Origin of the sequence: Crenobacter oryzisoli (genome assembly GCF_030385785.1) — a bacterium.
GTDB lineage: Bacteria > Pseudomonadota > Gammaproteobacteria > Burkholderiales > Chromobacteriaceae > Crenobacter_A > Crenobacter_A oryzisoli.
This window is the reverse complement of sequence record NZ_JAUEDK010000035.1, coordinates 1-22,024: the sequence shown is the minus strand read 5'-3', so window position 1 is coordinate 22,024 and position 22,024 is coordinate 1. Positions and strand designations below refer to the sequence as shown.

Genomic DNA, 22,024 nt, shown 5'->3' with positions numbered 1-22,024 from the left:
AGGGCAAAAAAAGAGCGCAATCTGTGTGAGATTGCGCTGAATTCCACCTTAGTTAGAAGGAGGATGGAGGAGACAACACCAAAGACGCGAGCTGTGCCTTCGACGTCCTGATGCACTACGGATTATCCGCACGGCTTTCCCGGATTGCAAGATTTTTTGTGCAGCGCAGTATAAACATGTCGCCATTACGGCATCCCAACGTGCCCCCTCTCGCCCAAGAGCAGCAAGCACGAGGCTCCACCACACAATCATGCGTGGAGCCCTTGGGGCGCTAGTCATGATGCAGCGCAGCGTCCACCTGCACACCGGACACTCAGACGCGGTGTGCTTCCTGCACGCCGGGCACGTCGAGGATCTGGTTGATCACCCGGTTGAGATCGAGCACGTTGCGCACCTCGACGGTGAAGCGCATCTGCGCTCGATGCTCGCGGCTGAGCGTGTTGAACGCCACCACGTTGAGCTTGGCGCGGGTTAACGTGTCGGAGATGTCGCGCAGCAGGCCGGGACGGTCGCGGGCGCTGACCTCGATGTCGATCGGGAACACGCTGTTCTTCTGCTCACCCCAGTCGGCGGCGATCAGGCGCTCCGGCACGTTGGCCGAAAGCCGCTTCAGCGTGGTGCAGTTGGCGCGGTGGATCGAGATGCCGCGCCCCTTGGTGACGAAGCCGACCACCGCGTCCGGCGGCGCCGGCTTGCAGCATTTGGCGAGCACCGTCATCAGGTTGCCGACCCCCTCGATCAGGATGCCTCCAGCGTCGTGGCCGCCCTTGCTGCGCTTAACCAAGTCCTCCGGTGACACGTCGGAGGGTGGCGGCGGAGCCAGGCTGACGATGGCCTTGCTGACCGAGCGCAGCGTCAGCTCGCCGTGGCCGAGCGCGCTGTACAGTTCGTCCGGCTTGGCGAAACCGAGCGACTCGGCCAACGCCTGAATATTGGGCTGGACGCTCGGGTGGCGCGCCAGCTCACGTTCGAACAGCTGGCGGCCGGTTTCGCGCACCACGTCGGCATTCTGCATGCGGATGTACTGGCGCACCTTGGCGATGGCGCGGTGACTCTTCACCCAGCCGTCGTGCAGCCAGTTGACCGACGGACCACCCTCCTTCGCCGCCAGAATCTCGACGCGCTGGCCATTCTCCAGCGGGGTCGACAGCGGCACGATCTGACCATTGACCTTGGCGCCGCGGCAGCGGTGCCCCAGATCGGTGTGGATCGCGTAGGCGAAGTCGATCGCGGTCGAGCCGACCGGCAGCGCCAACACCCGCCCCTGCGGGGTCAGCACGTAGATGGTGTCGGAGAACAGCTCAGTCTTGAACGCGTCGGCCAGGCCCTCGCGGTTGGCATCGGACATCTCCTCGCGCCAGTCGAGCAACTGGCGCAGCCAGGAAATCTTTTCCTCATACGCCGCATCGCCCTTGCCGCCCTCTTTGTAGCGCCAGTGCGCGGCGACACCGAACTCGGCGTGCTCGTGCATCTCGAAGGTGCGGATCTGCACCTCGATCACCCGCTCCTCCGGGCCGACCACGGCAGTGTGCAGGCTGCGGTAATCGTTGGCCTTCGGATGCGAGATGTAGTCGTCGAACTCGCCGGGGATCGGCTGCCAGATGCTGTGGATCAGGCCGAGCACCGTATAGCAGTCCGGCAGCTTCTCGACGAGTATGCGCACCGCGCGGATGTCGTAGAGTTCGGAGAAGTCGAGCTTCTTCTTGCGCATCTTCTTCCAGATGGAATAGATATGCTTAGGCCGGCCGGCAACCTCGCCCTTGACGCCGGCGCGCGCCAGCTCGCCGCGCAGCGTGTCGAGCACCCGGTCGATGTAGCCGATTCGCTCCAGACGCCGCTCGTCCAAGAGCTTGGCGATCTTCTTGTAGTTGTCCGGGTCGAGGTGGCGGAACGACAGGTCTTCCAGCTCCCACTTGATCTGCCAGACGCCGAGGCGGTTGGCGAGCGGGGCGAAGATGTCCATCGTCTCCTGCGCGATGCGGCGGCGCACCGGTTCGTCGCACTCGGTCAAGTAGTGCATGGTCTGGGTGCGCCAAGCCAGCTTGATCAATACGACGCGGATGTCGGCGACCATCGCCAGCAGCATCTTGCGCATGGTTTCGGCCTGGCGGGCGCGCTCTTCCGGGGTGTCGAGCTTGTCGAGGCGGGCGAACTCGGTCAGCCGCTTCACCCGGCCGACGCCGTCGACCAGCATCGCGACGGTCTTGTTGAAGTTCTGCGCCAGCCAGTCTTGCCAGTCGTCGCGATAGTCGGGCACGCCGAAGAGCAGGGTCGCGGCGATCGCGTCGGGCAGCAGGTTCAGGTCGGTGACGATCGCCGCGGCCGATACCGCGTGCGTGAACAGATTTTCGCCGGTGACCGGCAGCACGTCGTCGCCATACAGGTCCTGCGCGACGCTGAACGCGCGCGCCAACAGCGCCCGGTCGCCGTCGGGCAGTGTGGCGGACAGTTTGGCAAGCCAACGTTGCGGCTCGGCGGCGTCGGCGAGGGTATCGGCGACGGTTCTGACTACGGAAACCATACAGTGTTCTGCTCTGGTTCAGGCGGGCGGACCCGCGTTATGACATTAACGACCATGCTGCCACCAAGGCCCCACTTCGGCCGTCATTACGGCCCGGCCGACGGCACATGGGCTTGGCGACTGTTATCTATGGGGACGATAGCGCGCTAGACAAGGCGCTGCAGCAGTCGTTTCACCGGTGCTGGCAGGCCTGCGTCGAGCGCGGCCTCGAGTTCCCACCACTGCCCGCTCTCTTCGCGCACGGTGTTGCCGCGCAGGCTGGCCAGCCTTGCCGGCTGCGGCGTGATGATCAGCCGGTAGTGGGTAAACACATGTTCCAGCTCGGGCCAGGTCGGCAGCAGCTCGCCGTCACCCCGTTCTTCCAACCATGCCTCGGCGGCAGCGCTGTCGGCGAACTCCGGCAGCGACAGCAGGCCGCCCCAGATGCCGGTGGGCGGACGGCGCTCCAGCCATACCCTGTCGTCGTTCAGCGCAATCAGCATCAGGGTGTCGCGGGTCGGTGTCGCCTTCTTGGGCTTTTTGGTCGGCAGCTCGGCAGTGCGACCATCGCGGACGGCAACGCAGCCGTCGACCATCGGGCAAATGGTACAGGCCGGCTTGGAACGGGAGCAGACGGTAGCGCCGAGGTCCATCAGCCCTTGTGTGTAGGCAGGCATGTCGCCGGCGTCGGCCGGCAATAGGCTCTCGGCCAAGTCCCACAGCCGGTTTTCCACCTTCTTCTCACCCGGGAAGCCGTCAATGCCGTAGACGCGGGTCAACACCCGCTTCACGTTACCGTCGAGGATGGCCTCGCGTTGGCCGAACGCGAAGCTCGCGATCGCGGCAGCAGTGGAGCGACCGATACCGGGGAGGGTCTCGATGTCCTCGCGCGTCGTCGGGAACACCCCGTCGAATTCGTCCCGCACCTTCTGCGCTGCCTTGTGCAGATTGCGCGCCCGGGTGTAGTAGCCCAGGCCGCTCCACAGCGCCAGCACATCGTCCAGCGGTGCGGCGGCCAAGCTCGCGATGTCGGGGAAGCGTGCGAGAAACCTCGCGTAGTAGCCGAGCACCGTCGTCACCTGGGTCTGCTGCAGCATGATTTCCGACAGCCAGACCCGGTACGGGTCGCTCACCTGCCAGGGCAGATCGTGGCGGCCATGACTTCGCTGCCAGGCGATCAGACGGTCGGCAAAGCGAAATTCAAACATGGCAGCACCTTCAAACAATCGAACCAAATATGGTAACGCAAAGCCGGCAGGGGGGAAATCCGCTAAAATGGCGGGATTGTTCATAAGGAGTATCCCTTGACCCAGCTTGCCCTGTTCGCCCCCTGCCCACGCGGCCTCGAGCCCGTGCTTGCCGATGAACTGGCCGCGCTCGGCGCCGAACGCATCGAGCCGATCGACGGCGGGGTGAGCTTCGCCGGCGACGCCCGGCTGATGCTGCGCGCCAACCTGGAGAGCCGTACCGCCAGCCGCGTGCTGCTGAAGGTGACCGAGGGCCGCTACCGCTACGAAAAGGACGTGTACGCGCTGGCCAAGCACGTCGACTGGGCCAAGTACTTCGACGTGTCGAACACCATCAAGGTCAAGACCGACGGCATTGGCTCCAAGGTAAAAAGCCTCGACTTCGTGTCGCTGACCGTCAAGGACGCGATCTGCGACGTGTTCCGCGCCGCCTGCGGCGAACGCCCCAGCGTCGACACCCGCTTCCCCGACGTGCGCCTTCAGGTGTTCCTGTCGCCGGAAATCGCCACCATCTACCTCGACACCAGCGGCGAACCGCTGTTCAAGCGCGGCTGGCGCGACGACACCGGCGAGGCGCCGATCCGCGAGAACCTCGCCGCCGGCATCCTGCTACTGGCCGGCTACGACGGCAGCCAGCCGCTGCTCGACCCGATGTGCGGCAGCGGCACCTTCCTGGTCGAAGCAGCCGACATCGCGCTGAACCGCGCACCGGGCCGCCGTCGCGAATTCGCGTTCGAGCGCCTGGCCGGCTTCGATGCGCGACTGTGGGACGAAGTGAAGCAGGCCGCCAAGTCGGCCGAAAAACCGCTCGGCGACGAGCTGCTGCCCATCGTCGGCCGCGACCGCTCGCGCCAGATGGTCGAGACCGCGCGCCGCAACCTAGCGCGCGCCGGCCTGGGCGATGCGATCCGGCTCGGCTGCGGCGACGTGCTCGACGCCCGCCCGCACGCCGAGGCGGGCCTCATCGTCACCAACCCGCCGTACGGGGTGCGCCTGGACGAGCAGGATGCGCTGGCCGAGCTGTACCCAGAGCTGGGCCACTGGCTGAAGAAGCACTTCTCCGGCTGGACCGCCTACTTCTTCACCGGCGATTTGCGCCTGGCGAAGCTGATCCGCCTGAACCCGAAACGCCGCACCCCGCTCTACAACGGCGCTCTGGAATGCCGGCTGTTCATGATTCCGCTGGTGGCCGGCTCCAACCGCCGCGAGAAAAGCGACACCGTCGGTCAGTAATCCTCATGGGGCCGCCCAAGCGGCGGCCCGCATGGCATCATCCCGCCCCCACCACAACCGAGCCGGCCGCATGGAAACCTCCTTCCTCTCCGCCACCATCCTGCTGATCCTGATCACCGACCCGCTCGGCAACATCCCGTTGTTCATCACGGCACTCAAGCAGGTGAAACCGGAGCGGCGCCGCAAGGTGGTGCTGCGCGAATGCCTGATCGCCTTCGTGGTACTCATGCTGTTCCTGTTCTTCGGCAAGTCCTTCCTCGAAGTGATGCACCTCACCGACGAGAGCCTGCGCATCGCCGGCGGGGTGATCCTGTTCCTGATCGCGATCCGGATGATCTTCCCGTCCGAGGGCGCCAGCCTGTTCTCTGGCAAGCTCGGCCAGGAACCGTTCATCGTGCCGATCGCCATCCCGCTGATCGCCGGTCCGTCGGCGATGGCGACCGTGCTGCTCTTATCGACCCGAGAGCCGTCACGGATGCTGGAATGGGCCGGCGCGCTGACCATCACGATGGCGGTGACCACGGTGGTGTTCCTGTTCTCCGGTCGCCTCAACCGCCTGCTCGGCGAGCAGGTGATTTCGGCACTGGAGCGGCTGATGGGCCTAGTGCTGACTGCAATCTCGATCGAGATGCTGATGGGCGGCATCGCCTCCTATATCCGCCACGTCGGCAGCGCGGGCTGAGCGGCTGAACGGCCGGTTCCGCCTCTCTATCCGGCCACGGCCCCAAGCGCCCCCAAGACCCGGACCGGCCGGGTTTTTTATCGCCACTCGTTATATCAAGCAAATGATAGCGGTCACCTCACCCCAGCGTTATACTCACGTCGATATAACACAGGAAAGCCAACGTCATGCCTGCATCCCGACACGACGCACTGCGTCTTAACGCTCAAGTCTGGTTCGAACAGGGCGAGGTCAACCTGGCCGGGAGCACCGAGGTCGGTCTGCTCTGCGCCATCGCAGAAACCGGCTCGATCAGTCAGGCAGCCAAGACCCTGGGCCGCAGCTACAAATGGGCATGGGACACCGTCGAGGCGATGAACCGGCTGGCCGACCAGCCGCTGGTGATCCGCGAAACCGGCGGCAAGCATGGCGGCGGCACCCGGCTGACCGAACGCGGCGAGCAGCTGGTCGCCGGCTACCACGCAGTTGAACGTGCACACGCCGCCTTCGTGCGCGCGCTGTCCGACGAGGCCGCCAGCCTCGCCGACCTGCCGCTGTTGAAGAAGCTGGCGCTGAAGACCTCGGCACGCAACCAGCTGTTCGGCTCGGTCAGCGCGATCCGCAGCGGCGCCGTCAACGACGAGGTCGAGCTGGCGCTGTCTGGTGGCGAGAAGCTGTCGGTGCTCATCACCCACCGCAGCACAGAGCGCATCAATCTGGAGCTCGGCCAGGAGATCGTCGCACTGATCAAGGCCCAGTGGATTTCGATCGCGCCGCCCGACAGCGACCTGCCGACCACACCGATCAACCGCCTGGCCGGCACTGTGGCCGAGATCGTCGTCGGCCCGCAGGATGCCGAGGTGGCGCTACAACTATCCGGCAGCGACATGCTCTACGGCATCGTCACCCTGGCCGAAGCGGCGACGCTGAAGATCGGCGCACCGGCCGTCGCGTTGTTCGACGCCAAGAGCGTGATTCTCGGCGTGCCGTTCTGACTTCGCCTCGCTCAATAACGACAAGGAGACACTCCCCATGAAGCCTCAACACCTGCTGATCGCACTCGGCTTCGCCGTACTGCCGTTCGGCGCCCTGGCCGAAACGATCAACGTCGCCGTCGCTGCCAACGTGCAGTACGTATTCGACGATCTGGCCCGCGAATTCCAGAAGGAGACCGGCATCGAGGCCAAGGGCGCGTTCGGCCCGTCCGGCAAGTTCGCCACTCAGATCGCCAACGGCGCGCCGTTCGACGTGTTCATGTCGGCCGACATGGAATTTCCGCAGAAGCTGCACGAACAGGGCCTCACCTCCTCTGCACCCAAGCCATACGCCTACGGCACCCTGGTACTGTGGAGCACCAAGGGCGTCGACCTGAAGAATTGGCAGAAGACCCTGCTGTCGCCCAGCGTCAACAAGGTGGCCGTCGCCAACCCGAAAACCGCGCCATACGGCCGCGAGGCAATGCGCGCTCTTGCCCACTACAAGCTGACCGAGGCGCTGACACCGAAACTGGTATACGGCGAGAGCATCGCCCAAGCCAGCCAGTACATCGCGTCGGGCGTGGCCGATGCCGGCTTCACCGCCAAGTCGGTGGTGATCGCGCCGGAGATGAAGGGCCAGGGCCAGTGGGTGGAAGTGCCGAAGGCCGCCTACGAGCCAATCGCCCAAGGTGCGGTGGTGCTGAAGCACGGCCAGGAAACCGCCGCTCAGGCGTCGAAGAAGTTCTACGACTTCCTCTTCAGCGGCAAGGCGCGCAGCATCTTCGAACGCAACGGCTACACGCTACCATGAACCGCTTGCCGGCCATCGTCAGCGGCGTGACCGCCTGCGACGGCATCGCCCTCATCGACGTGCGCGTCGGCGAGCTCGGCTGCACCGCAATGCTGGTCGGCGAGCCGACACCGGCCGACCGCTATCCGGTCGGCAGCCTGGTAACGCTGGCATTCAAGGAGCTGGAGGTGTCGCTCGCCAAGCGACTCTCCGGTGAGATCAGCCTGCGCAACCGCCTGCCCTGCCGCGTCACCGCGCTGCACCAGGGCGCGCTACTCGCCCGGGTCGACCTGCTGTTCGGCCGCTATCCCTTGTCGGCGCTGATCACCAGCCGTTCGGCCCAGCAGCTGACGCTGGCACCCGGCGACGAGGTCGAAGCGCTGATTAAGGCCAACGAGATGACGCTGCTGGTCGAAGATGCCCCCAACGGAGCCGACCATGTTCGCTGACCTCGACTGGGGCCCGCTGTGGCTCACCGCCGAACTGGCCACGATCACCACCGCCATCCTGTTCGTGGTCGGCGTGCCGCTGGCCGGCTGGATCGCCCACTCGCGTTCGCGCGCCAAACCGCTGGTCGAGACGCTGGTCAGCATGCCGCTGGTGCTACCGCCGTCGGTGCTCGGCTTCTACCTGCTCTTGACGCTAAGCCCGAACAACGCCTTCGGCGCCTGGCTCGCCCGCACCTTCGACCTGCGCCTGGTGTTCACCTTCGAGGGCCTGGTGGTCGGCTCGGTGCTGTACAGCCTGCCGTTTATGGTACAGCCGGTACAGGCCGCACTGTCCAACCTGCCGCCCAGCCTGCGCGAGGCGTCGTATACGCTCGGCAAGTCGCGGCTTGCGACGTTCTGGCGCATCGAGCTGCCCAGTGTGCGCCCAGCCCTGCTGGTCGGCACGGTGATGAGCTTCGCCCATACCGTCGGCGAGTTCGGCGTGGTGCTGATGATCGGCGGCAACATCCCCGACCAGACCCGGGTTGCCTCGATCGCGATCTACAACGAGGTGGAAGTGCACAACTACAGCGGCGCCAACGCCTACTCGATGGTGCTGGTAGCGTTCTGCTTCGCCATCGTGTTCCTGCTCAACTGGCTGAACCGCCGTCACAAGGTGGTGCTGCGATGATCGAATTCGATCTGAGCCTGTCCCGAGCGGGACACAACAGCGGCGACGGCTTCCGGCTTGCCATGGCCGGCCGCATCGACGATGGCGAATTCCTCACCTTGTTCGGCCCCTCCGGCGTCGGGAAGAGCACACTGCTACGGCTAATCGCCGGGCTAGAGAAGCCGAGCGCCGGCACCCTGAAGGTCGACGGCGAAACTTGGTGTGACGCGGCGCGCGGCATGCACAAGCCGCCGCAGCAGCGCTCGGTCGGCTTCGTGTTCCAGGACTATGCGCTGTTCCCGACGATGACGGTGAGCGACAACGTCCGCTACGCAGCCGGGCGCGGCGAGTCGGCCTGGGTGGGAGAGCTGCTCGAGCTGACCCGGCTGTCGGCTCTGGCCGAACGCAAGCCGCACGAGCTGTCCGGCGGCCAGCAGCAGCGCGTTGCACTGGCCCGCGCGCTGGCACGGCGGCCGCGACTGCTGCTGCTCGACGAGCCGCTGTCGGCGCTCGACCTGTCGCTGCGGCTGATGCTGCAGCAGGAGCTGCAGGAGCTGCACCAGCGTTTCGGCCTGACCACGATACTGGTGTCGCACGATCTGTCCGAGGTGTTCCGGCTGTCGCACCGGGTGATGGTGTGCGAACACGGCCGCATCGTCCGCCACGGCCATCCGCGCGACGTGTTCATCGGCCAGGCGCCGAGCCGCGACCGGCTGTCGCTTTCCGGCGAACTGCTGGCCAAGCGCCGCAGCGATGTGGTGTGGATCCTGACCCTGCTGGTCGGCCAGGATATCGTCGAGGTGATCGCCACCGACGAGGAGGCCGACGCGCTGGAACCGGGCATGCGGCTCGCGATCTCGACGCGCGCGTTCAGCCCGCTGCTGATGCCGGCCGGCGGCTGAGCTATCTCGCGCTCCAATGACAAAGCCGGCCCTCGGGGCCGGCTTTTGCCTTGCCGTTCAACCGCCAGCAGCACGACGGCGACAACACGCTTTTCTGGCGAGGTGCACTGCCACAAACAGTGCGAGAAGTACGGCAAGGCAGAACAACAATGCCAGGGGGCTTGGCCGGCGGCGGCTAGCTCAGACTGTCGCCCGACTCCGACTTCGGCTCGCGGGCCATCAGCCCCGCCACCACTCGTTGCGGATCGGCGCTGCCGGACAGCAACTGGCATACTGCGTCGGTGATCGGCATCGCCACGTTCAGCTCGCGCGCCAGCCGCTGCACCTCATAGGCGGTCGGGACCCCCTCGGCGACATGGCCGAGCTCCTGCAGGATCACCGCCAGCGGTTTCGCCTCGGCCAGCTTCAGGCCCACCTGACGGTTGCGCGACAGCGCGCCGGTGCAGGTGAGGATCAGGTCACCCATGCCGGCCAGGCCCATCATCGTCTCGGCCTTGCCGCCCAGCGCCACCACCAGCCGGGTCACCTCGGCAAGCCCCCGGGTGATCAGCGCTGCGCGGGCGTTCAGGCCGGACCCCAGCCCGTCGGCAACGCCGGTAGCGATCGCCATCACATTCTTTACCGCTGCGCCGACCTCGACACCGATCAGGTCGTCGTTGGCATAGAGTCGCAGCCGTGAGCTGTTGAGTTCGCGGGCAATGCGCTTGGCAAAGGCATAGTCGTGCGAAGCCACCGTCACCGCCGCCGGCAGCCCCAGCGCCACCTCGCGAGCGAAGCTAGGCCCGGACAACACGCCGAACTCTTTCAGACCGGGCAGCTCTTCGAGCAACACCTGGTGCGGCAACAGGCCACTGCCTGCCTCGAAGCCCTTGCACGCCCACAGGATAGGCGGCACCGGCTGGCCGGTCGCGGCCAAGGCACGCAAGGTTGGTCGAAAGCCGGCGATCGGCGTCACCAACAGGATCAGCTCGACACCCGCCACCGCATCGGCGAGGTCGGCGCTGAGCGCCAGAGACGGCGGGAACTCGGCGTCCGGCAGGTAGCGGGTGTTGACCCGGCTGTCGGCCATCTCAGCCACCTGCTCGGCATTGCGCGCCCACAGTGTCACCTGGTGGTCGCGCGCATAATCGATCGCGAGCGCGGTACCCCAGGCACCGGCTCCCAAGACGGCAAGCTTCACTCGCACTCCTTGTTTACAACGCCCCTGCGCACCAGGCGGCAGGGTGCAAAAAACGGGCCGGTTAGACGCGGCCCGTTGACTGCTGACGATCGACGAGGCTCACAGCCCCCACAGATCGCTGATCTTCGCGTAGCCCTCGCTGCCGTCGCGGTGGCGCACCTTCACCCAGCCGGCCCGTGGCAGCTCGACGAGCTCGACTACACCGTCCTTCGGCACGATGAAGTTCGCCGGCGCCGTGTCCGACGCTGACGCGTGCACCGACGCACGCTCGGCGGTGACTAGAAGCCAGCGCTGCGTCGACAGCGCCGCCGCCGGAATCCAAGCGATGCCGCCGGTGGCGTCGCGCACCCGCGCCCACTCCTTCTGCGTACCGAGCACTTCCACCGGGTAGTAACGGCTGACCACGAACAGTTTCTTCGCGGTGATCGACGGCGACTCATACAGCGCGACGCCGGTCTCCTTCACCGAGCGGAATTCCAGTGCGTGGGCCAACGGCGCGATCAGCGCCAGTGCGAGCGCGGCGGCGGCAAGGCGCTTCATGGCTTACGCCTCGGCGACCTGACCGCGCTGCTGCATGTACAGCGCTTCGAAGTTGATCGGGGACAGCAGCACCGGCGGGAAGCCGGCGCGGTTCACCACGTTCGACACGGTTTCGCGGGCGTACGGGAACAGGATGTTCGGGCAGGCCACGCCGATGATCGGGTCGAGGTCTTCCTGCGGCACATTGCGGATCTGGAAGATGCCGGCCTGGGCCACTTCGACCAGGAACATGGTCTTGTTGTCCGGCAGCTTGGCAGTCACGGTGACGGTCAGCGAGCACTCGTAGAAGCCTTCTTCAACCGGCTTGCCTTCCGACGCGATCTGCATGTCGATCTCCGGCTGTGCCTGCTCCAGGAACACCGCCGGGGCGTTCGGCACTTCCAGCGACATGTCCTTCACGTAGATTTTCTCGATGGAGAAGACCGGTTGCAGCTCTTGTTGTTCGCTCATGCTTTAACTCTCAAGAAGACCCGCGCCGACGGCACGGGACGGGTTAACGGGTGAAACGGCCATCATCGCACGGCCCTGTGACAGCCGCTAGTCGGCCAACAGCACATCGAGCTTGCCGGCGCTATTGAGCGCCGACAGGTCGTCGAAGCCGCCGACATGGGTATCGCCGACGAAGATCTGCGGCACGGTGCGGCGACCGGTGATCTGCATCATGGTGTCGCGCTCGGCCGGGTTCAGATCGATGCGGATTTCCTCGATCTCGGCAATGCCCTTGGTCGCCAGCAGGCGCTTGGCCATCTGGCAGTACGGGCAGACGGCGGTGGTATACATCTTGACGGGTTTCATCACAACTCTCGCTATTCAGGCTTCTGGCCGATTATACCGGCTGTGCCAGCTCACTGTCCGCCCGCCATGCCGGCGCAGCAATGCGGCCCGGCCTGGGCGATCAGGTCGGCGACGATGTCGTCCATCGCCGCGGTCTGCTGCAAGGCCCGCGGCCCGTTGACGATCACCACGATGGCCAGCCGCTGCCCGCTGGGCGCCAGCCAGTAGCCGGCCAGCGCGCGCACGTCCTTCAGGGTGCCGGTCTTCATTCGCAGGCGCGAACCGACGTCAGCGAAGCGCTTCTTCAGCGTACCGTCCTCTCCGGCGATCGGCAGGCTGGCCATGAACTCCCCGGCATACGGTCCGCGCGCGGCGGCCAGCAGTACCTGGCCCAGCAGCCGCGCCGACACCCGCTCGCGGCGAGACAGGCCGGCACCGTTCTCCAGCACCAGCGGCGCGTCGGAGATGCCTGCTTCGACCAGGGTGCGCCTTACCGCGCGCTCGGCGGCAGCCGGCGTGTCGCTGCCCGGCGCCTCCTCGTGGCCCAGCGTCAGGAACAGCGTACGCGCCATGGTGTTGTTGCTGTACTTGTTGGTGTAGTAGAGCGTATCGAGCAAGGGCTCGGAGTCGTGGCTCGCCAGCACCGGCGCACCGGCCGGCGCGACAGCGGTACCAAAGCCGGCCGGTCCCGTCCCGCCCAGCTCCCGCCAGGCGGCGGCGAAGCTCTGCCGGGCGAATTCGGTTGGAGCGAGCACGTTAACGAAGGCGCGTGCACCGTCGCAGGCCTGCGGCAGCTGGCCGCTCACGCTGATACTGTCGCCGGCGGTGCGGATCGCCACCCTATTGCGTACGTCGCCGCAGGCGCCGGCACCGCCATCGCTCAGTTTGGCCGACAGGCTCACCCCGGGCAGTGCCGGGTCGAGCGCGACGCGCGGACCGAGTTCGTCGTTGTAGAACGCCAGCCACGCTACTTTCAGATTGGTCAGCTGCGGGTCCGGCGCCACCATGAAGGCGCGCTCCGCATCGCCGTCGAAGTCGTCGGCGCGACCGGTACCACTCCACACCGAGCGATCGAGCAGCAGCCGCCCGGCGATCTCGCGGATGCCGCGCCGGCGCAGCTCGCCGGCCAGCTCGATCAGGTCGCGCTGGTCGAAGCGCGGATCGCCGCTGCCGACCCAGTAGAGATCTCCCTGCAGCACCCCGTCGACAATCGGCGCAGCCGACACCAGCCGGGTGGTCCAGCGGTAGCCGGGGCCGAGCCGGCCCAGCGCTGCGTACGAGGTGACCAGCTTCATCGTCGACGCAGGGTTCATCGCCGCATCGGCGCGATGCTCGACGAGCGGTGCCCCCCCCTCCACCGGGGCCGCCCACACCGCCACCTCGCCAGGTTTCAAGCCATGCAGGTCGAGCGCCTGCGCCATACCGGAACACAGCACCAGCACACCGGCCGCCAGCCGGCCCATCCATCGTTGCATATCAGAAATCCTGCGGGTCCACGTCGATCGACCAGCGCACCTGGCGGTGCGCCTGCTGCAATCCTGCCAGCCGCGGCAGCCAGTCGTCGAGAAAGGTGTGCAAGCGAACACGCTGCGGCGACTCGACCAGCAGATGCGCGCGCTCACGGTTGGCAAGCCGCATCATCAGCGCTGGCGCAGGCCCGGCCAGCGTCACGCCCTCGGGCGGCTCGGCCAAGGCGGCAGCGGCGTCGAGAAAGGCGCTCGCTTCCTCCAGCGTCCGGGCATCGGCGCGCACCGCCACCTGGAACGCCGCCGGCGGAAAACCCGCTTCACGCCGTTCAGCCAACTGCTGGGCGGCGAAGCCGGCCACATCATGCGCAACCAATGCCTGGTAGAGCGGATGCTCCGGCCACTGGGTCTGGACCAGCACCTCGCCCGGCGTGTCGGCGCGCCCGGCCCGACCAGCCACCTGCGACAGCTGCGCGAACAGCCGCTCGCTGGCGCGAAAGTCGGCCGAATACAGGCCGCCGTCGGCATTGAGCACCAGCACCAATGACAAAGCCGGGAAGTCGTGACCCTTGGCCAGCATCTGGGTGCCAATCAGCACATCGACCTCGCCGCCATGCACCTTGCGGTAGATCGCCTCCCAGGCATCCTTGCGGCCGACCGTGTCGCGGTCGATGCGCAGCACCCGCGCACCGGGCAACAGCGCGATCAGCGCCTCCTCGATGCGCTGGGTGCCCTGGCCCATCGGCTTCAGATCACTGTTGCCGCAGTCCGGGCAGGCACGCGGCGGCGCTTCGTGGTAACCGCAGTGGTGGCAGTGCAACCGCCGGTCGGTCACATGCCATACCAGCCGCGACGAGCAGTGGGGGCAGCCGGACAGCCAGCCGCACTCGGTGCAAGCGATCACAGGCGCATAACCGCGCCGGTTCACATACACCAGGCTCAGCTCCTTACGCTCTACCCGCTTGCGCAGCGCGGCGATTGCCGGCTCGGCCAGGCCGTCCAGCAGCTTCTGGCGGCGGATGTCGATCAGCCGCACCGTCGGCAGCGCGGCTGCGCCGTGGGCTCGGCGGGTCAGGCTCAGTTCGCGGTAGCGACCGGCCTCGACATTGGCGACGCTCTCCAGGCTCGGCGTGGCGCTACCCAGCACGATCGGCACGCCAGCCTGGCGGGCGCGCCACACCGCGAGATCCCGGGCGTGGTAGCGCAGCTCGTCCTGCTGCTTGAACGAGCCGTCGTGCTCCTCGTCGACGATGATCAGACCGACCCGCGCCAGCGGGGTGAACGCCGCCAGGCGCGTGCCGATCACAATGCCGGCGCTTCCGCGCCAGGCAGCCAGCCAGCCGGCGAGGCGCTCGCCGTCGGCCAGGCCGCTGTGCAGCGCCGCCAGCGGCGTGGCGGGGAAGCGCCGCGCAAAGCGCTCGACCAGCTGCGGGGTCAGGTTGATCTCCGGCACCAGCACCAACACCTGCTGCCCGGCCGCCAACACCCGCTCGATCAGGCGCAGGTACACCTCGGTCTTGCCGCTGCCGGTAATGCCGTTGAGCAACCACGGCGCGAAGCTACCGAAGCTGCCGGCCACCGCCTCGACCGCCGCCGCCTGCTCGTCGTTCAGGGTCGGCCCCTCGGCGACCACCAACGGCGGTTCGGCGTCGACCCGTTCGACCAGCCCTTCGGCCAACCACTGCTTGAGCAGCGCCGGCGCCTGCGGCGTGATCGCCTTGGCCTGCTGGTAGGCCAGCGGCTCGGCCAGCGCGTGCCACAGCGCGTGGCGCGCCTTCTGCCGCGGTGGCGGCCCCTCGGTATCGTGGGCCGCCAGCGTCAGCTGCCAACCGCGCTCGTCGGGCCAGCGCGCCGGCTGCGGGCGGCGCAAGGGACCGGGCAAGGCAGCGAACAGCGCCTGGCCGATCGGGTGACGGTAGTACTGAGCGGTGAAGCGGATCAGCTCGAGGAAATCGGCTGGCAGCGGCGGGATCTCGTCCAGGCAGGATTCGACGTGCTTGAGCTTGTGCGCGGGCACGTCGGCCGACTGTTGGTCATCCACCACAACCCCGGTCTGCTCTCCGCCACGAAACGGTACCCTGACCCGGCACCCGATCGGCAACGGCTTATCTGCAAGATAAGTGAACGTCATTGAAAGCGGCACATTGACCGCGACCTGGACCGAGACCTTGTTGCTCATGCCGATGGGAGCTCCTAGCCGAGATGCCGAACAGGCAAGGCTTTGCGCCGGGTATGCACAAATGCTGTGGATAACTTTGTGGACAAACGCTGAATCTATCGGCTCAAGGCAGGCGGCACGGCCTTGCCGTTAGCTTGCCCAAAAAATGGGCAAACGTAAAAACCATTAAAAATCAAGCACTTACTCATTGTTCAAAAAAATTGCAGCAACTTCTTGACAGCAATAATCCGAGTTGATCCCGCTTGTGCATAACCGTGAGAACAATTCGGCAAAAGTCTGTCAACACCCAGTCAAAATGGATACAAAAACCCATTGAAAACGACTGGGGCAGACCCTCTACCCCAAGCCGATCAGTGACTTAGCTGCAAGGACAACGCACTACCTGCCCGACAAAAGCCAATCGGGCAGGTATCGCCTCAAGCGTGATAGGGGCGTGACAGGCGGTGCACCGCCTCGACCAGGGCACCGGCATGCGCCGGGTCGGCAAACTGCGAGATGCCGTGGCCGAGGTTGAACACATGACCTGAACCGTGGCCGTAGGCGGCCAGGATACGCGCCACTTCCGATTCGATCGCCGCCGGACTGCCGAACAGCGCATTCGGGTCGAAATTGCCCTGCAGCGCCACCTTGTCGCCAACACGTGCACGCGCCTGGCCGATGTCGGTGGTCCAGTCCAGGCCGACCGCATCTGCGCCGATCGCGGCGATGTCCTCCAGCCACTGGCCGCCACCCTTGGTGAACACGATCACCGGCACGCGGCGGCCTTCGGTCTCGCGGGTCAGGCCGGCGACGATCTGTTGCATGTAAGCGAGCGAGAACTCGCGGTAAGCCGGCTGCGTCAGTGAGCCGCCCCAGGTGTCGAAGATCTGCACCGCCTGGGCACCGGCGGCGATCTGGGCGTTCAGGTAGTCGATGACCGCGCGCGCGTTCACGTCGAGGATGTGGTGCAGCAGCTCCGGGCGGCTGTACAGCATCGCCTTCACGTGGCGGAAGTCGCTTGAGCCGCCGCCCTCGATCATGTAGCAAGCCAACGTGAACGGGCTTCCGGAGAAGCCGATCAGCGGCACGCGGCCGTCCAGCGCCTTGCGGATACTCGCTACCGCGTCGGTCACGTACTTGAGCTTGTCCTCGATGTGCGGCACCTCCAGCGCGCGGATCGCCGCCTCGTCGCGCAGCGGGCGCTCAAACTTCGGCCCCTCGCCCTCGGCGAAGTACAGGCCCAGGCCCATAGCGTCCGGCACGGTCAAGATATCGGAGAACAGGATCGCCGCATCGAGCGGGAAGCGCTCCAGCGGCTGCAGCGTCACCTCGGTAGCGAATTCCGGGCTGGTACACAGGCCCATGAAACTGCCCGCCTTCGCACGGGTGGCGCGGTATTCCGGCAGGTAGCGGCCGGCCTGGCGCATCATCCAGATCGGGGTGTAGTCGGTCGGTTGCTTGAGCAGGGCACGCAGGAAGGTATCGTTCTTCAGCGACGTCATGGTGCGATCATCCTTTTATCTGTTTGGCCGCAATTATACCTGAGCAGCCGACCTCCCGCCGGGAGCGACCTCGCAGCAAAAAAGCGGCCCGAGAGCCGCTTTCGTTGCGTCAAGGTTAGCCGAACACCTCAGACGTCTGCCTCCACCTCGTTGCCACGCGCCTCCATCCAGCTGCGCCGGCTGGCTGCCTCACCCTTGCCCATCAGCATCACGAAGGTGTCGACGGTCGCCTCGTGCGCGCCGTTGCGCACCCGTACCTGCGACAGGCGGCGGGTATCCGGATGCATGGTGGTGTCCTTCAGCTGCTCCGGGTTCATCTCGCCCAAGCCCTTGAAGCGGCTGATGCTCCAGCTGCCCTCACGCACGTTCTCGCTACGCAGCCGGTCGAGGATCGCCTCCATCTCGTCCTCGTCGAGCGCATACAGCTTCTTCGGCGGGCGGTTCTTGCCCTGCCCCGGCACGTCGACGCGGAACAGCGGTGGTTGGGCGATGTAGATATGGCCGGCGTCGATCAGGCGCGGGAAATGCTTGAAGAACAGCGTCAGCAGCAGCACCTGGATGTGCGAGCCGTCCACGTCGGCGTCGGACAGGATCGCGATCTTGCCGTAGCGCAGCCCCGACAGGTCCGGGCTGTCCTTCGGTCCGTGCGGGTCGACGCCGATCGCCACCGCGATGTCGTGGATCTCGGCATTGGAGAACAACTGGTCCTTGTGCGTCTCCCAGCTGTTCAGCACCTTGCCTCGCAACGGCAGGATCGCCTGGTATTCCTTGTCGCGCGCGAGCTTCGCCGAACCGCCGGCCGAGTCGCCCTCGACTAGGAACAGCTCGTTGCGCTCGATGTCCTCGCTCTCGCAATCGGTCAGCTTGCCCGGCAGCACCGCCACGCCCGAGCCCTTCTTCTTCTCGACCTTCTTCACCGACTTGAGTCGACTCTGCGCCTGGCGGATCGCCAGCTCGGCGATCTTCTTGCCGGCCTCGACGTTCTGGTTCAGCCACAGCTCCACCGGGTCGCGGCTCACACTTGCCACCAGCTTCAGCGCGTCACGACTGGTCAGCTTGTCCTTGGTCTGGCCCTGGAACTGCGGATCGAGCACCCGCGCCGAGAGCACAAAGCGCACCCGGCTCCACACGTCCTCGGCCTGCACCTTCACCCCGCGCGGCAGCAGGTTGTGGTGCTCGATAAAACTCTTCACCGCCTCGAACACGCCCGAGCGCAACCCAGCCTCGTGGGTGCCGCCGACCGGGGTCGGGATCAGGTTCACATAGCTCTCGCCGCCGGCCGCCTCGTCGAACCAGGCCAGCGCCCAGCTCGCGCCCTCGCCCGGCGCAAAGCTGTCGTGCTCAGGACCGATATAGGACTCGCCGGCAAACACCGGCGCCACGGGTTCGTCGCCGTCGAACAGCTCAACCAGATAACTCTTCAGCCCGTTCGGGTACTGCCACTGCTTCACCTCATCGCCGCTGGCCTTCTCCACCGTCAGCGATACCGCCACGCCCGGCAGCAGCACCGCCTTGGCGCGTAACAGCCGCTCCAGCTCCGGCATCGAATAGCGCGGGCTCTCAAAATACTTGCCGTCCGGCCACACCCGCACCCGGGTGCCGCTAGTGCGCGGGCCGCAGTCGCCGACACGGGTCAAGGGCTCGACAACGTCGCCGCCGGCGAACACGATGCGGAACACCCCGCCGTCGCGCTTCACCTCGACTTCCAGCCGAGTCGACAGCGCATTGGTCACCGATACACCAACGCCGTGCAGGCCGCCGGAAAACGCATAGGCGCCGCCGTCTTTCTTGTTGAACTTGCCGCCTGCGTGCAGTCGGGTAAACACCAACTCCACCACCGGCACGTTCTCGACCGGATGCAGGCCCACCGGGATGCCGCGACCGTCATCCTCGATCGACAACGAGCCGTCGCTGTGCACGGTCACCGCGATCTTCTTGGCGTAGCCGCCGAGCGCCTCGTCGGCGGCGTTGTCGATCACCTCCTGACAGATATGAGTCGGATCGGTGGTTCGGGTATACATGCCCGGACGCTCTTTGACAGGCTCCAGGCCCTTGAGCACCCGGACGGAAGATTCGTCATACTGTTGTGTCATGCTGTGTCGGCGATCAGAAATGAAAACACGCCCGAATGAAAGGGCGTGTCAGGCCCGGCGGGCCAAGCAAGGTTGGCCGAAACCGGACGAAAAAACAAGAAAGTTGCGGATGCCCCCGGTCAGTCCTGCGCGCTCCCGCTAGACGACGGGTGCTGGCGCTCCAGGAAATCATGGCGCGACTCCACGCCCTTGAGGAAGCGCGACAACTCCAGCAAGGCCAGTTCGTAGACATTGCGTTTGAAGTCGATCACCTCGTCGACCGGCGCCCAGTAGTCGTGCCAGCGCCACGCGTCGAACTCGGGGTGGCTGGTCGCGCGCAGGCACACGTCGCTCTCGCGCCCGGTCAACCGCAACAGGAACCAGATCTGCTTCTGGCCTTTGTAGCTGCCGCGCCACTCGCGCCGCACCCAATGAGTTGGCACCTCGTAACGCAGCCAGTCACGGGTGCGGCCAAGGATCTTCACATGTTGGGGCAGCAGCCCCACTTCTTCGAGCAGCTCGCGATACATCGCTGCTTCGGGGCTTTCGCCCGGTTTGATGCCGCCCTGCGGAAACTGCCACGAATGCTCACGCACCCGCTTTCCCCAGAACACCTCGTTGCGGTGGTTCGTGAGGATGATTCCGACGTTCGGGCGGTAGCCGTCCCGGTCCAGCATAGGAAACCTGCAAAATTTCGTTGATTAACGAAATTTTTGCACATTTCGCCCTCCGGTGCCATCCGCCCCTGTGCCATCCGCTCATTCTCCATGTTCAATAAATTATACATATCAATATAAATCAATAAGTTACCGCCACATGGAAGGCAAGAGCATGGACTAAGCGCCGGGTTCAAACCTCTCTTTTTCAACCCATTTAAAATTCATAAAAATCGGCACATAATTGAATGACATTTAGCTACCCCGATCTGCATTGGCAAACTCGTATGTAGAACCGGAGCCTTTCGACAGACAGCAGCAAAAAGTGCTTGTGCTGGCGAGCAAGTTCTGTTTAATTATTTCAACATCTTGAACGTCTGAACCAACAAGACGAATGATGCCCCACCGTATGACAGGCGGCGCGCCAAGCCGACTGAATCGAGGCAAACCGGAGGAATAGAAGAGATGAAGTGTTTTGTGGCACTGGCTGCAGCAAGCAGCGCCCTGGTCGTCGCAAGCGGCAGCGCACTGGCCGCGCCGACCAAAGAATTGAACATTTACAACTGGTCGGACTACATCGCCGAGAGCACCGTCCCGAACTTCCAGAAGGAAAACGGAGTCAAGGTCCGCTACGACGTCTACGACAGCAACGAGATCCTGCAGGCGAAGATGCTCACCGGCAAGACCGGGTACGATGTCGTCGTACCGTCCAACACCTTCCTTGCCCGCCAGATCCCGGCAGGCCTCTATCAGCCGCTCGACAAGAGCAAGATCCCCAACTATAAGAACCTCGATCCGGCCATCATGTCGATGATCGCACAGGCCGACCCTGGCAACAAATACGCCGTACCATACTTCTGGGGCATCAACACCATCGGCATCAACCCGGACAAGGTCAGCAAGGCGCTCGGTGGCAAGCTGCCGGCCAAGCAGTGGGACCTGCTGTTCAATCCTCAGGTCGTCTCCAAGCTGAAATCCTGCGGCGTCAGCATCCTCGACGCCCCGTCCGAGGTGTTCCCGATCGCCCTCAAGTACATCGGCAAGGACCCAAACAGCCACAATGAGGCCGATTACCAGGAAGCGGCCAAGCTGCTCAAGAGCATCCGCCCCTACATCACCCGCTTCTCCTCTTCGGGCTATATCAATGAAGTCGCCAACGGCGACCTGTGCCTGGTGCTCGGCTACGGCGGCGACCTTAACATCGCCAAGCGCCGCGCCGCCGATGCGAAGAACGGCGTGAAGGTCGACGTGTTGGTGCCGAAGGAAGGCGTCGAACTGTGGATCGACAGCATGGTGATCCCGAAAGATTCGAAGAATCTCGATAATGCCTACAAGTACATCAACTACAACCTCGACCCAAAGGTTGCAGCCAACAACTCCAATACGGTGACCTACGCCCCAGGCAGCCTGCCGGCGCGCCAATTCATCAACCCGAAATACCTGCACGACCGTTCGATCTTCCCGTCGGCCGAAGACGTGAAGACCGGCTTCCTGGTCAAAGCGCTCGATCCGAAGATCCAGCGCCTCAGCACACGCCTGTGGCAGGAGTTCAAAACCGGAAAGTAAGTCATTCCGGAATCATCAAAAGGTCGGCATCGCCGACCTTTTTTATTTCATGCGATTGGCGATAGAAATTGCCCTTACAACATTGTGAATGGCCAATTAACAGACACATAGCCACCCGCCCCTCCCCGCAAGACGGGGCAAGGTTTTGAAGGCAAGCCAATCCGAGTGGCAGCATGCTGGCTAGCAGGCGGTGATGGAGGATTGTGACGGCGGCACTGCGACACGGCGCAGCGGGTGCACTTCGAAATAGGATGCCTGGAAGAGTCACAACCGAGGACAAGCCCCCTTCAAAAGCACGGGGCGTACAGGAAGCAGAACGCGCCGGGCTTTCCGCCACTACAAAGCACAAAGCCCAGCTCTATGAGCTGGGCTTGTGGTGTGGGGAGTCTGGCGGTGACCTACTTTCACATGGCGAATGCCACACTATCATCGGCGCAGAGGCGTTTCACGGTCCTGTTCGGGATGGGAAGGCGTGGGACCACCTCGCTATGGCCGCCAGACATTAACTTGTACAAACTGTCGAAGCCCGGTGCCGTTGTCACGTCACCGTATTGAATTCAAGCGTTACTTGGTAATTGATTGCGTCTCGTCGCACATCACCTGTACTTCACACCACGAAGTACCTCAAATGATAGGATCAAGCCTCACGAGCAATTAGTATCGGTTAGCTTAACGCCTCACAGCGCTTCCACACCCGACCTA

The 22,024-nt window shown here is 64.9% G+C and carries 19 protein-coding genes and 1 rRNA gene; 8 read left to right on the top strand and 12 right to left on the bottom strand.

What is annotated here, in order from left to right; all coding sequences use genetic code 11:
• Window positions 1-313: 313 nt before the first annotated feature.
• Complete coding sequence (locus tag QU481_RS16770; protein WP_289831177.1) at window positions 314-2,521, bottom strand: RelA/SpoT family protein; 2,208 nt, start codon at window positions 2,519-2,521, stop codon at window positions 314-316.
• Between the two features lie 146 nt (window positions 2,522-2,667).
• Window positions 2,668-3,708 (bottom strand): A/G-specific adenine glycosylase, encoded by a 1,041-nt coding sequence (mutY, locus tag QU481_RS16765; RefSeq protein ID WP_289831176.1) that lies wholly within the window; start codon window positions 3,706-3,708, stop codon window positions 2,668-2,670.
• A 96-nt stretch (window positions 3,709-3,804) separates the two neighbouring features.
• Here mutY and QU481_RS16760 point away from each other — a divergent pair, with 96 nt between their 5' ends.
• The 7 genes from QU481_RS16760 (at window position 3,805) to QU481_RS16730 (ending at window position 9,408) form a co-directional block, all read left to right on the top strand.
• A complete protein-coding gene (locus QU481_RS16760) occupies window positions 3,805-4,980 on the top strand; it encodes a THUMP domain-containing class I SAM-dependent RNA methyltransferase (protein ID WP_289831175.1) in 1,176 nt (391 codons plus the stop codon).
• 70 nt (window positions 4,981-5,050) lie between these two features.
• Window positions 5,051-5,662 (top strand): MarC family protein, encoded by a 612-nt coding sequence (locus QU481_RS16755; RefSeq protein ID WP_289831174.1) that lies wholly within the window; start codon window positions 5,051-5,053, stop codon window positions 5,660-5,662.
• 167 nt (window positions 5,663-5,829) lie between these two features.
• Window positions 5,830-6,636: a TOBE domain-containing protein gene (locus QU481_RS16750; protein ID WP_289831173.1), complete on the top strand. Its 807-nt coding sequence runs from the start codon at window positions 5,830-5,832 to the stop codon at window positions 6,634-6,636.
• Window positions 6,637-6,673: 37 nt separating this feature from the next.
• Window positions 6,674-7,429 (top strand): molybdate ABC transporter substrate-binding protein, encoded by a 756-nt coding sequence (gene modA / locus QU481_RS16745; RefSeq protein WP_289831172.1) that lies wholly within the window; start codon window positions 6,674-6,676, stop codon window positions 7,427-7,429.
• Window positions 7,426-7,857, top strand: coding sequence for a TOBE domain-containing protein (locus QU481_RS16740; protein ID WP_289831171.1), 432 nt, complete (start codon window positions 7,426-7,428; stop codon window positions 7,855-7,857). The genes modA and QU481_RS16740 overlap by 4 nt, the downstream gene beginning before the upstream one ends.
• Window positions 7,847-8,527, top strand: a complete 681-nt coding sequence (gene modB / locus QU481_RS16735; protein ID WP_289831170.1) for a molybdate ABC transporter permease subunit — start codon at window positions 7,847-7,849, stop codon at window positions 8,525-8,527. Before QU481_RS16740 ends, modB begins: the two co-directional genes overlap by 11 nt.
• Window positions 8,524-9,408, top strand: a complete 885-nt coding sequence (locus QU481_RS16730; protein WP_289831169.1) for an ABC transporter ATP-binding protein — start codon at window positions 8,524-8,526, stop codon at window positions 9,406-9,408. The genes modB and QU481_RS16730 overlap by 4 nt, the downstream gene beginning before the upstream one ends.
• Window positions 9,409-9,583: 175 nt before the next feature.
• On the opposite strand, the gene QU481_RS16725 is transcribed toward QU481_RS16730, so the two are convergent.
• The 9 genes from QU481_RS16725 to QU481_RS16685 form a co-directional block, all read right to left on the bottom strand.
• Window positions 9,584-10,588, bottom strand: coding sequence for an NAD(P)H-dependent glycerol-3-phosphate dehydrogenase (locus QU481_RS16725; protein WP_289831168.1), 1,005 nt, complete (start codon window positions 10,586-10,588; stop codon window positions 9,584-9,586).
• Between the two features lie 99 nt (window positions 10,589-10,687).
• A complete protein-coding gene (locus QU481_RS16720) occupies window positions 10,688-11,128 on the bottom strand; it encodes an SH3 domain-containing protein (RefSeq protein ID WP_289831167.1) in 441 nt (146 codons plus the stop codon).
• Between the two features lie 3 nt (window positions 11,129-11,131).
• A complete protein-coding gene (gene secB, locus QU481_RS16715) occupies window positions 11,132-11,578 on the bottom strand; it encodes a protein-export chaperone SecB (protein ID WP_289831166.1) in 447 nt (148 codons plus the stop codon).
• 87 nt (window positions 11,579-11,665) lie between these two features.
• Window positions 11,666-11,923, bottom strand: a complete 258-nt coding sequence (gene grxC / locus QU481_RS16710; protein WP_289831165.1) for a glutaredoxin 3 — start codon at window positions 11,921-11,923, stop codon at window positions 11,666-11,668.
• A 50-nt stretch (window positions 11,924-11,973) separates the two neighbouring features.
• Window positions 11,974-13,377 (bottom strand): D-alanyl-D-alanine carboxypeptidase/D-alanyl-D-alanine endopeptidase, encoded by a 1,404-nt coding sequence (dacB, locus tag QU481_RS16705; RefSeq protein ID WP_289831164.1) that lies wholly within the window; start codon window positions 13,375-13,377, stop codon window positions 11,974-11,976.
• A gap of 1 nt (window position 13,378) precedes the next feature.
• Window positions 13,379-15,547, bottom strand: a complete 2,169-nt coding sequence (locus tag QU481_RS16700; protein ID WP_289831163.1) for a primosomal protein N' — start codon at window positions 15,545-15,547, stop codon at window positions 13,379-13,381.
• A gap of 416 nt (window positions 15,548-15,963) precedes the next feature.
• A complete protein-coding gene (gene hemE / locus QU481_RS16695; protein WP_289831162.1) occupies window positions 15,964-17,028 on the bottom strand; it encodes a uroporphyrinogen decarboxylase in 1,065 nt (354 codons plus the stop codon).
• 128 nt (window positions 17,029-17,156) lie between these two features.
• Complete coding sequence (parE, locus tag QU481_RS16690) at window positions 17,157-19,121, bottom strand: DNA topoisomerase IV subunit B (protein ID WP_289831161.1); 1,965 nt, start codon at window positions 19,119-19,121, stop codon at window positions 17,157-17,159.
• A gap of 119 nt (window positions 19,122-19,240) precedes the next feature.
• Window positions 19,241-19,777 (bottom strand): RNA pyrophosphohydrolase, encoded by a 537-nt coding sequence (locus tag QU481_RS16685; RefSeq protein ID WP_289831160.1) that lies wholly within the window; start codon window positions 19,775-19,777, stop codon window positions 19,241-19,243.
• A 444-nt stretch (window positions 19,778-20,221) separates the two neighbouring features.
• On the opposite strand from QU481_RS16685, the gene QU481_RS16680 reads away from it, so the two are divergent.
• Complete coding sequence (locus QU481_RS16680) at window positions 20,222-21,322, top strand: polyamine ABC transporter substrate-binding protein (protein ID WP_289831159.1); 1,101 nt, start codon at window positions 20,222-20,224, stop codon at window positions 21,320-21,322.
• Between the two features lie 385 nt (window positions 21,323-21,707).
• Here QU481_RS16680 and rrf read toward each other — a convergent pair.
• Window positions 21,708-21,822: ribosomal RNA gene (gene rrf, locus QU481_RS16675) — 5S ribosomal RNA — on the bottom strand.
• Window positions 21,823-22,024 lie beyond the last annotated feature (202 nt).

What these genes read in the sequence shown, in the direction of transcription:
- QU481_RS16740 (WP_289831171.1), top strand. Translation starts at nt 7,426, where the DNA reads ATGAACCGCTTGCCGGCCATCGTCAGCGGCGTGACCGCCTGCGACGGC.
- modA (WP_289831172.1), top strand. Translation starts at nt 6,674, where the DNA reads ATGAAGCCTCAACACCTGCTGATCGCACTCGGCTTCGCCGTACTGCCG.
- modB (WP_289831170.1), top strand. Translation starts at nt 7,847, where the DNA reads ATGTTCGCTGACCTCGACTGGGGCCCGCTGTGGCTCACCGCCGAACTG.
- QU481_RS16755 (WP_289831174.1), top strand. Translation starts at nt 5,051, where the DNA reads ATGGAAACCTCCTTCCTCTCCGCCACCATCCTGCTGATCCTGATCACC.
- QU481_RS16750 (WP_289831173.1), top strand. Translation starts at nt 5,830, where the DNA reads ATGCCTGCATCCCGACACGACGCACTGCGTCTTAACGCTCAAGTCTGG.
- grxC (WP_289831165.1), bottom strand. Translation starts at nt 11,923, where the DNA reads ATGAAACCCGTCAAGATGTATACCACCGCCGTCTGCCCGTACTGCCAG.
- secB (WP_289831166.1), bottom strand. Translation starts at nt 11,578, where the DNA reads ATGAGCGAACAACAAGAGCTGCAACCGGTCTTCTCCATCGAGAAAATC.
- QU481_RS16770 (WP_289831177.1), bottom strand. Translation starts at nt 2,521, where the DNA reads ATGGTTTCCGTAGTCAGAACCGTCGCCGATACCCTCGCCGACGCCGCC.
- dacB (WP_289831164.1), bottom strand. Translation starts at nt 13,377, where the DNA reads ATGCAACGATGGATGGGCCGGCTGGCGGCCGGTGTGCTGGTGCTGTGT.
- mutY (WP_289831176.1), bottom strand. Translation starts at nt 3,708, where the DNA reads ATGTTTGAATTTCGCTTTGCCGACCGTCTGATCGCCTGGCAGCGAAGT.
- QU481_RS16680 (WP_289831159.1), top strand. Translation starts at nt 20,222, where the DNA reads ATGAAGTGTTTTGTGGCACTGGCTGCAGCAAGCAGCGCCCTGGTCGTC.
- QU481_RS16720 (WP_289831167.1), bottom strand. Translation starts at nt 11,128, where the DNA reads ATGAAGCGCCTTGCCGCCGCCGCGCTCGCACTGGCGCTGATCGCGCCG.
- hemE (WP_289831162.1), bottom strand. Translation starts at nt 17,028, where the DNA reads ATGACGTCGCTGAAGAACGATACCTTCCTGCGTGCCCTGCTCAAGCAA.
- QU481_RS16730 (WP_289831169.1), top strand. Translation starts at nt 8,524, where the DNA reads ATGATCGAATTCGATCTGAGCCTGTCCCGAGCGGGACACAACAGCGGC.
- QU481_RS16685 (WP_289831160.1), bottom strand. Translation starts at nt 19,777, where the DNA reads ATGCTGGACCGGGACGGCTACCGCCCGAACGTCGGAATCATCCTCACG.
- parE (WP_289831161.1), bottom strand. Translation starts at nt 19,121, where the DNA reads ATGACACAACAGTATGACGAATCTTCCGTCCGGGTGCTCAAGGGCCTG.
- QU481_RS16700 (WP_289831163.1), bottom strand. Translation starts at nt 15,547, where the DNA reads ATGAGCAACAAGGTCTCGGTCCAGGTCGCGGTCAATGTGCCGCTTTCA.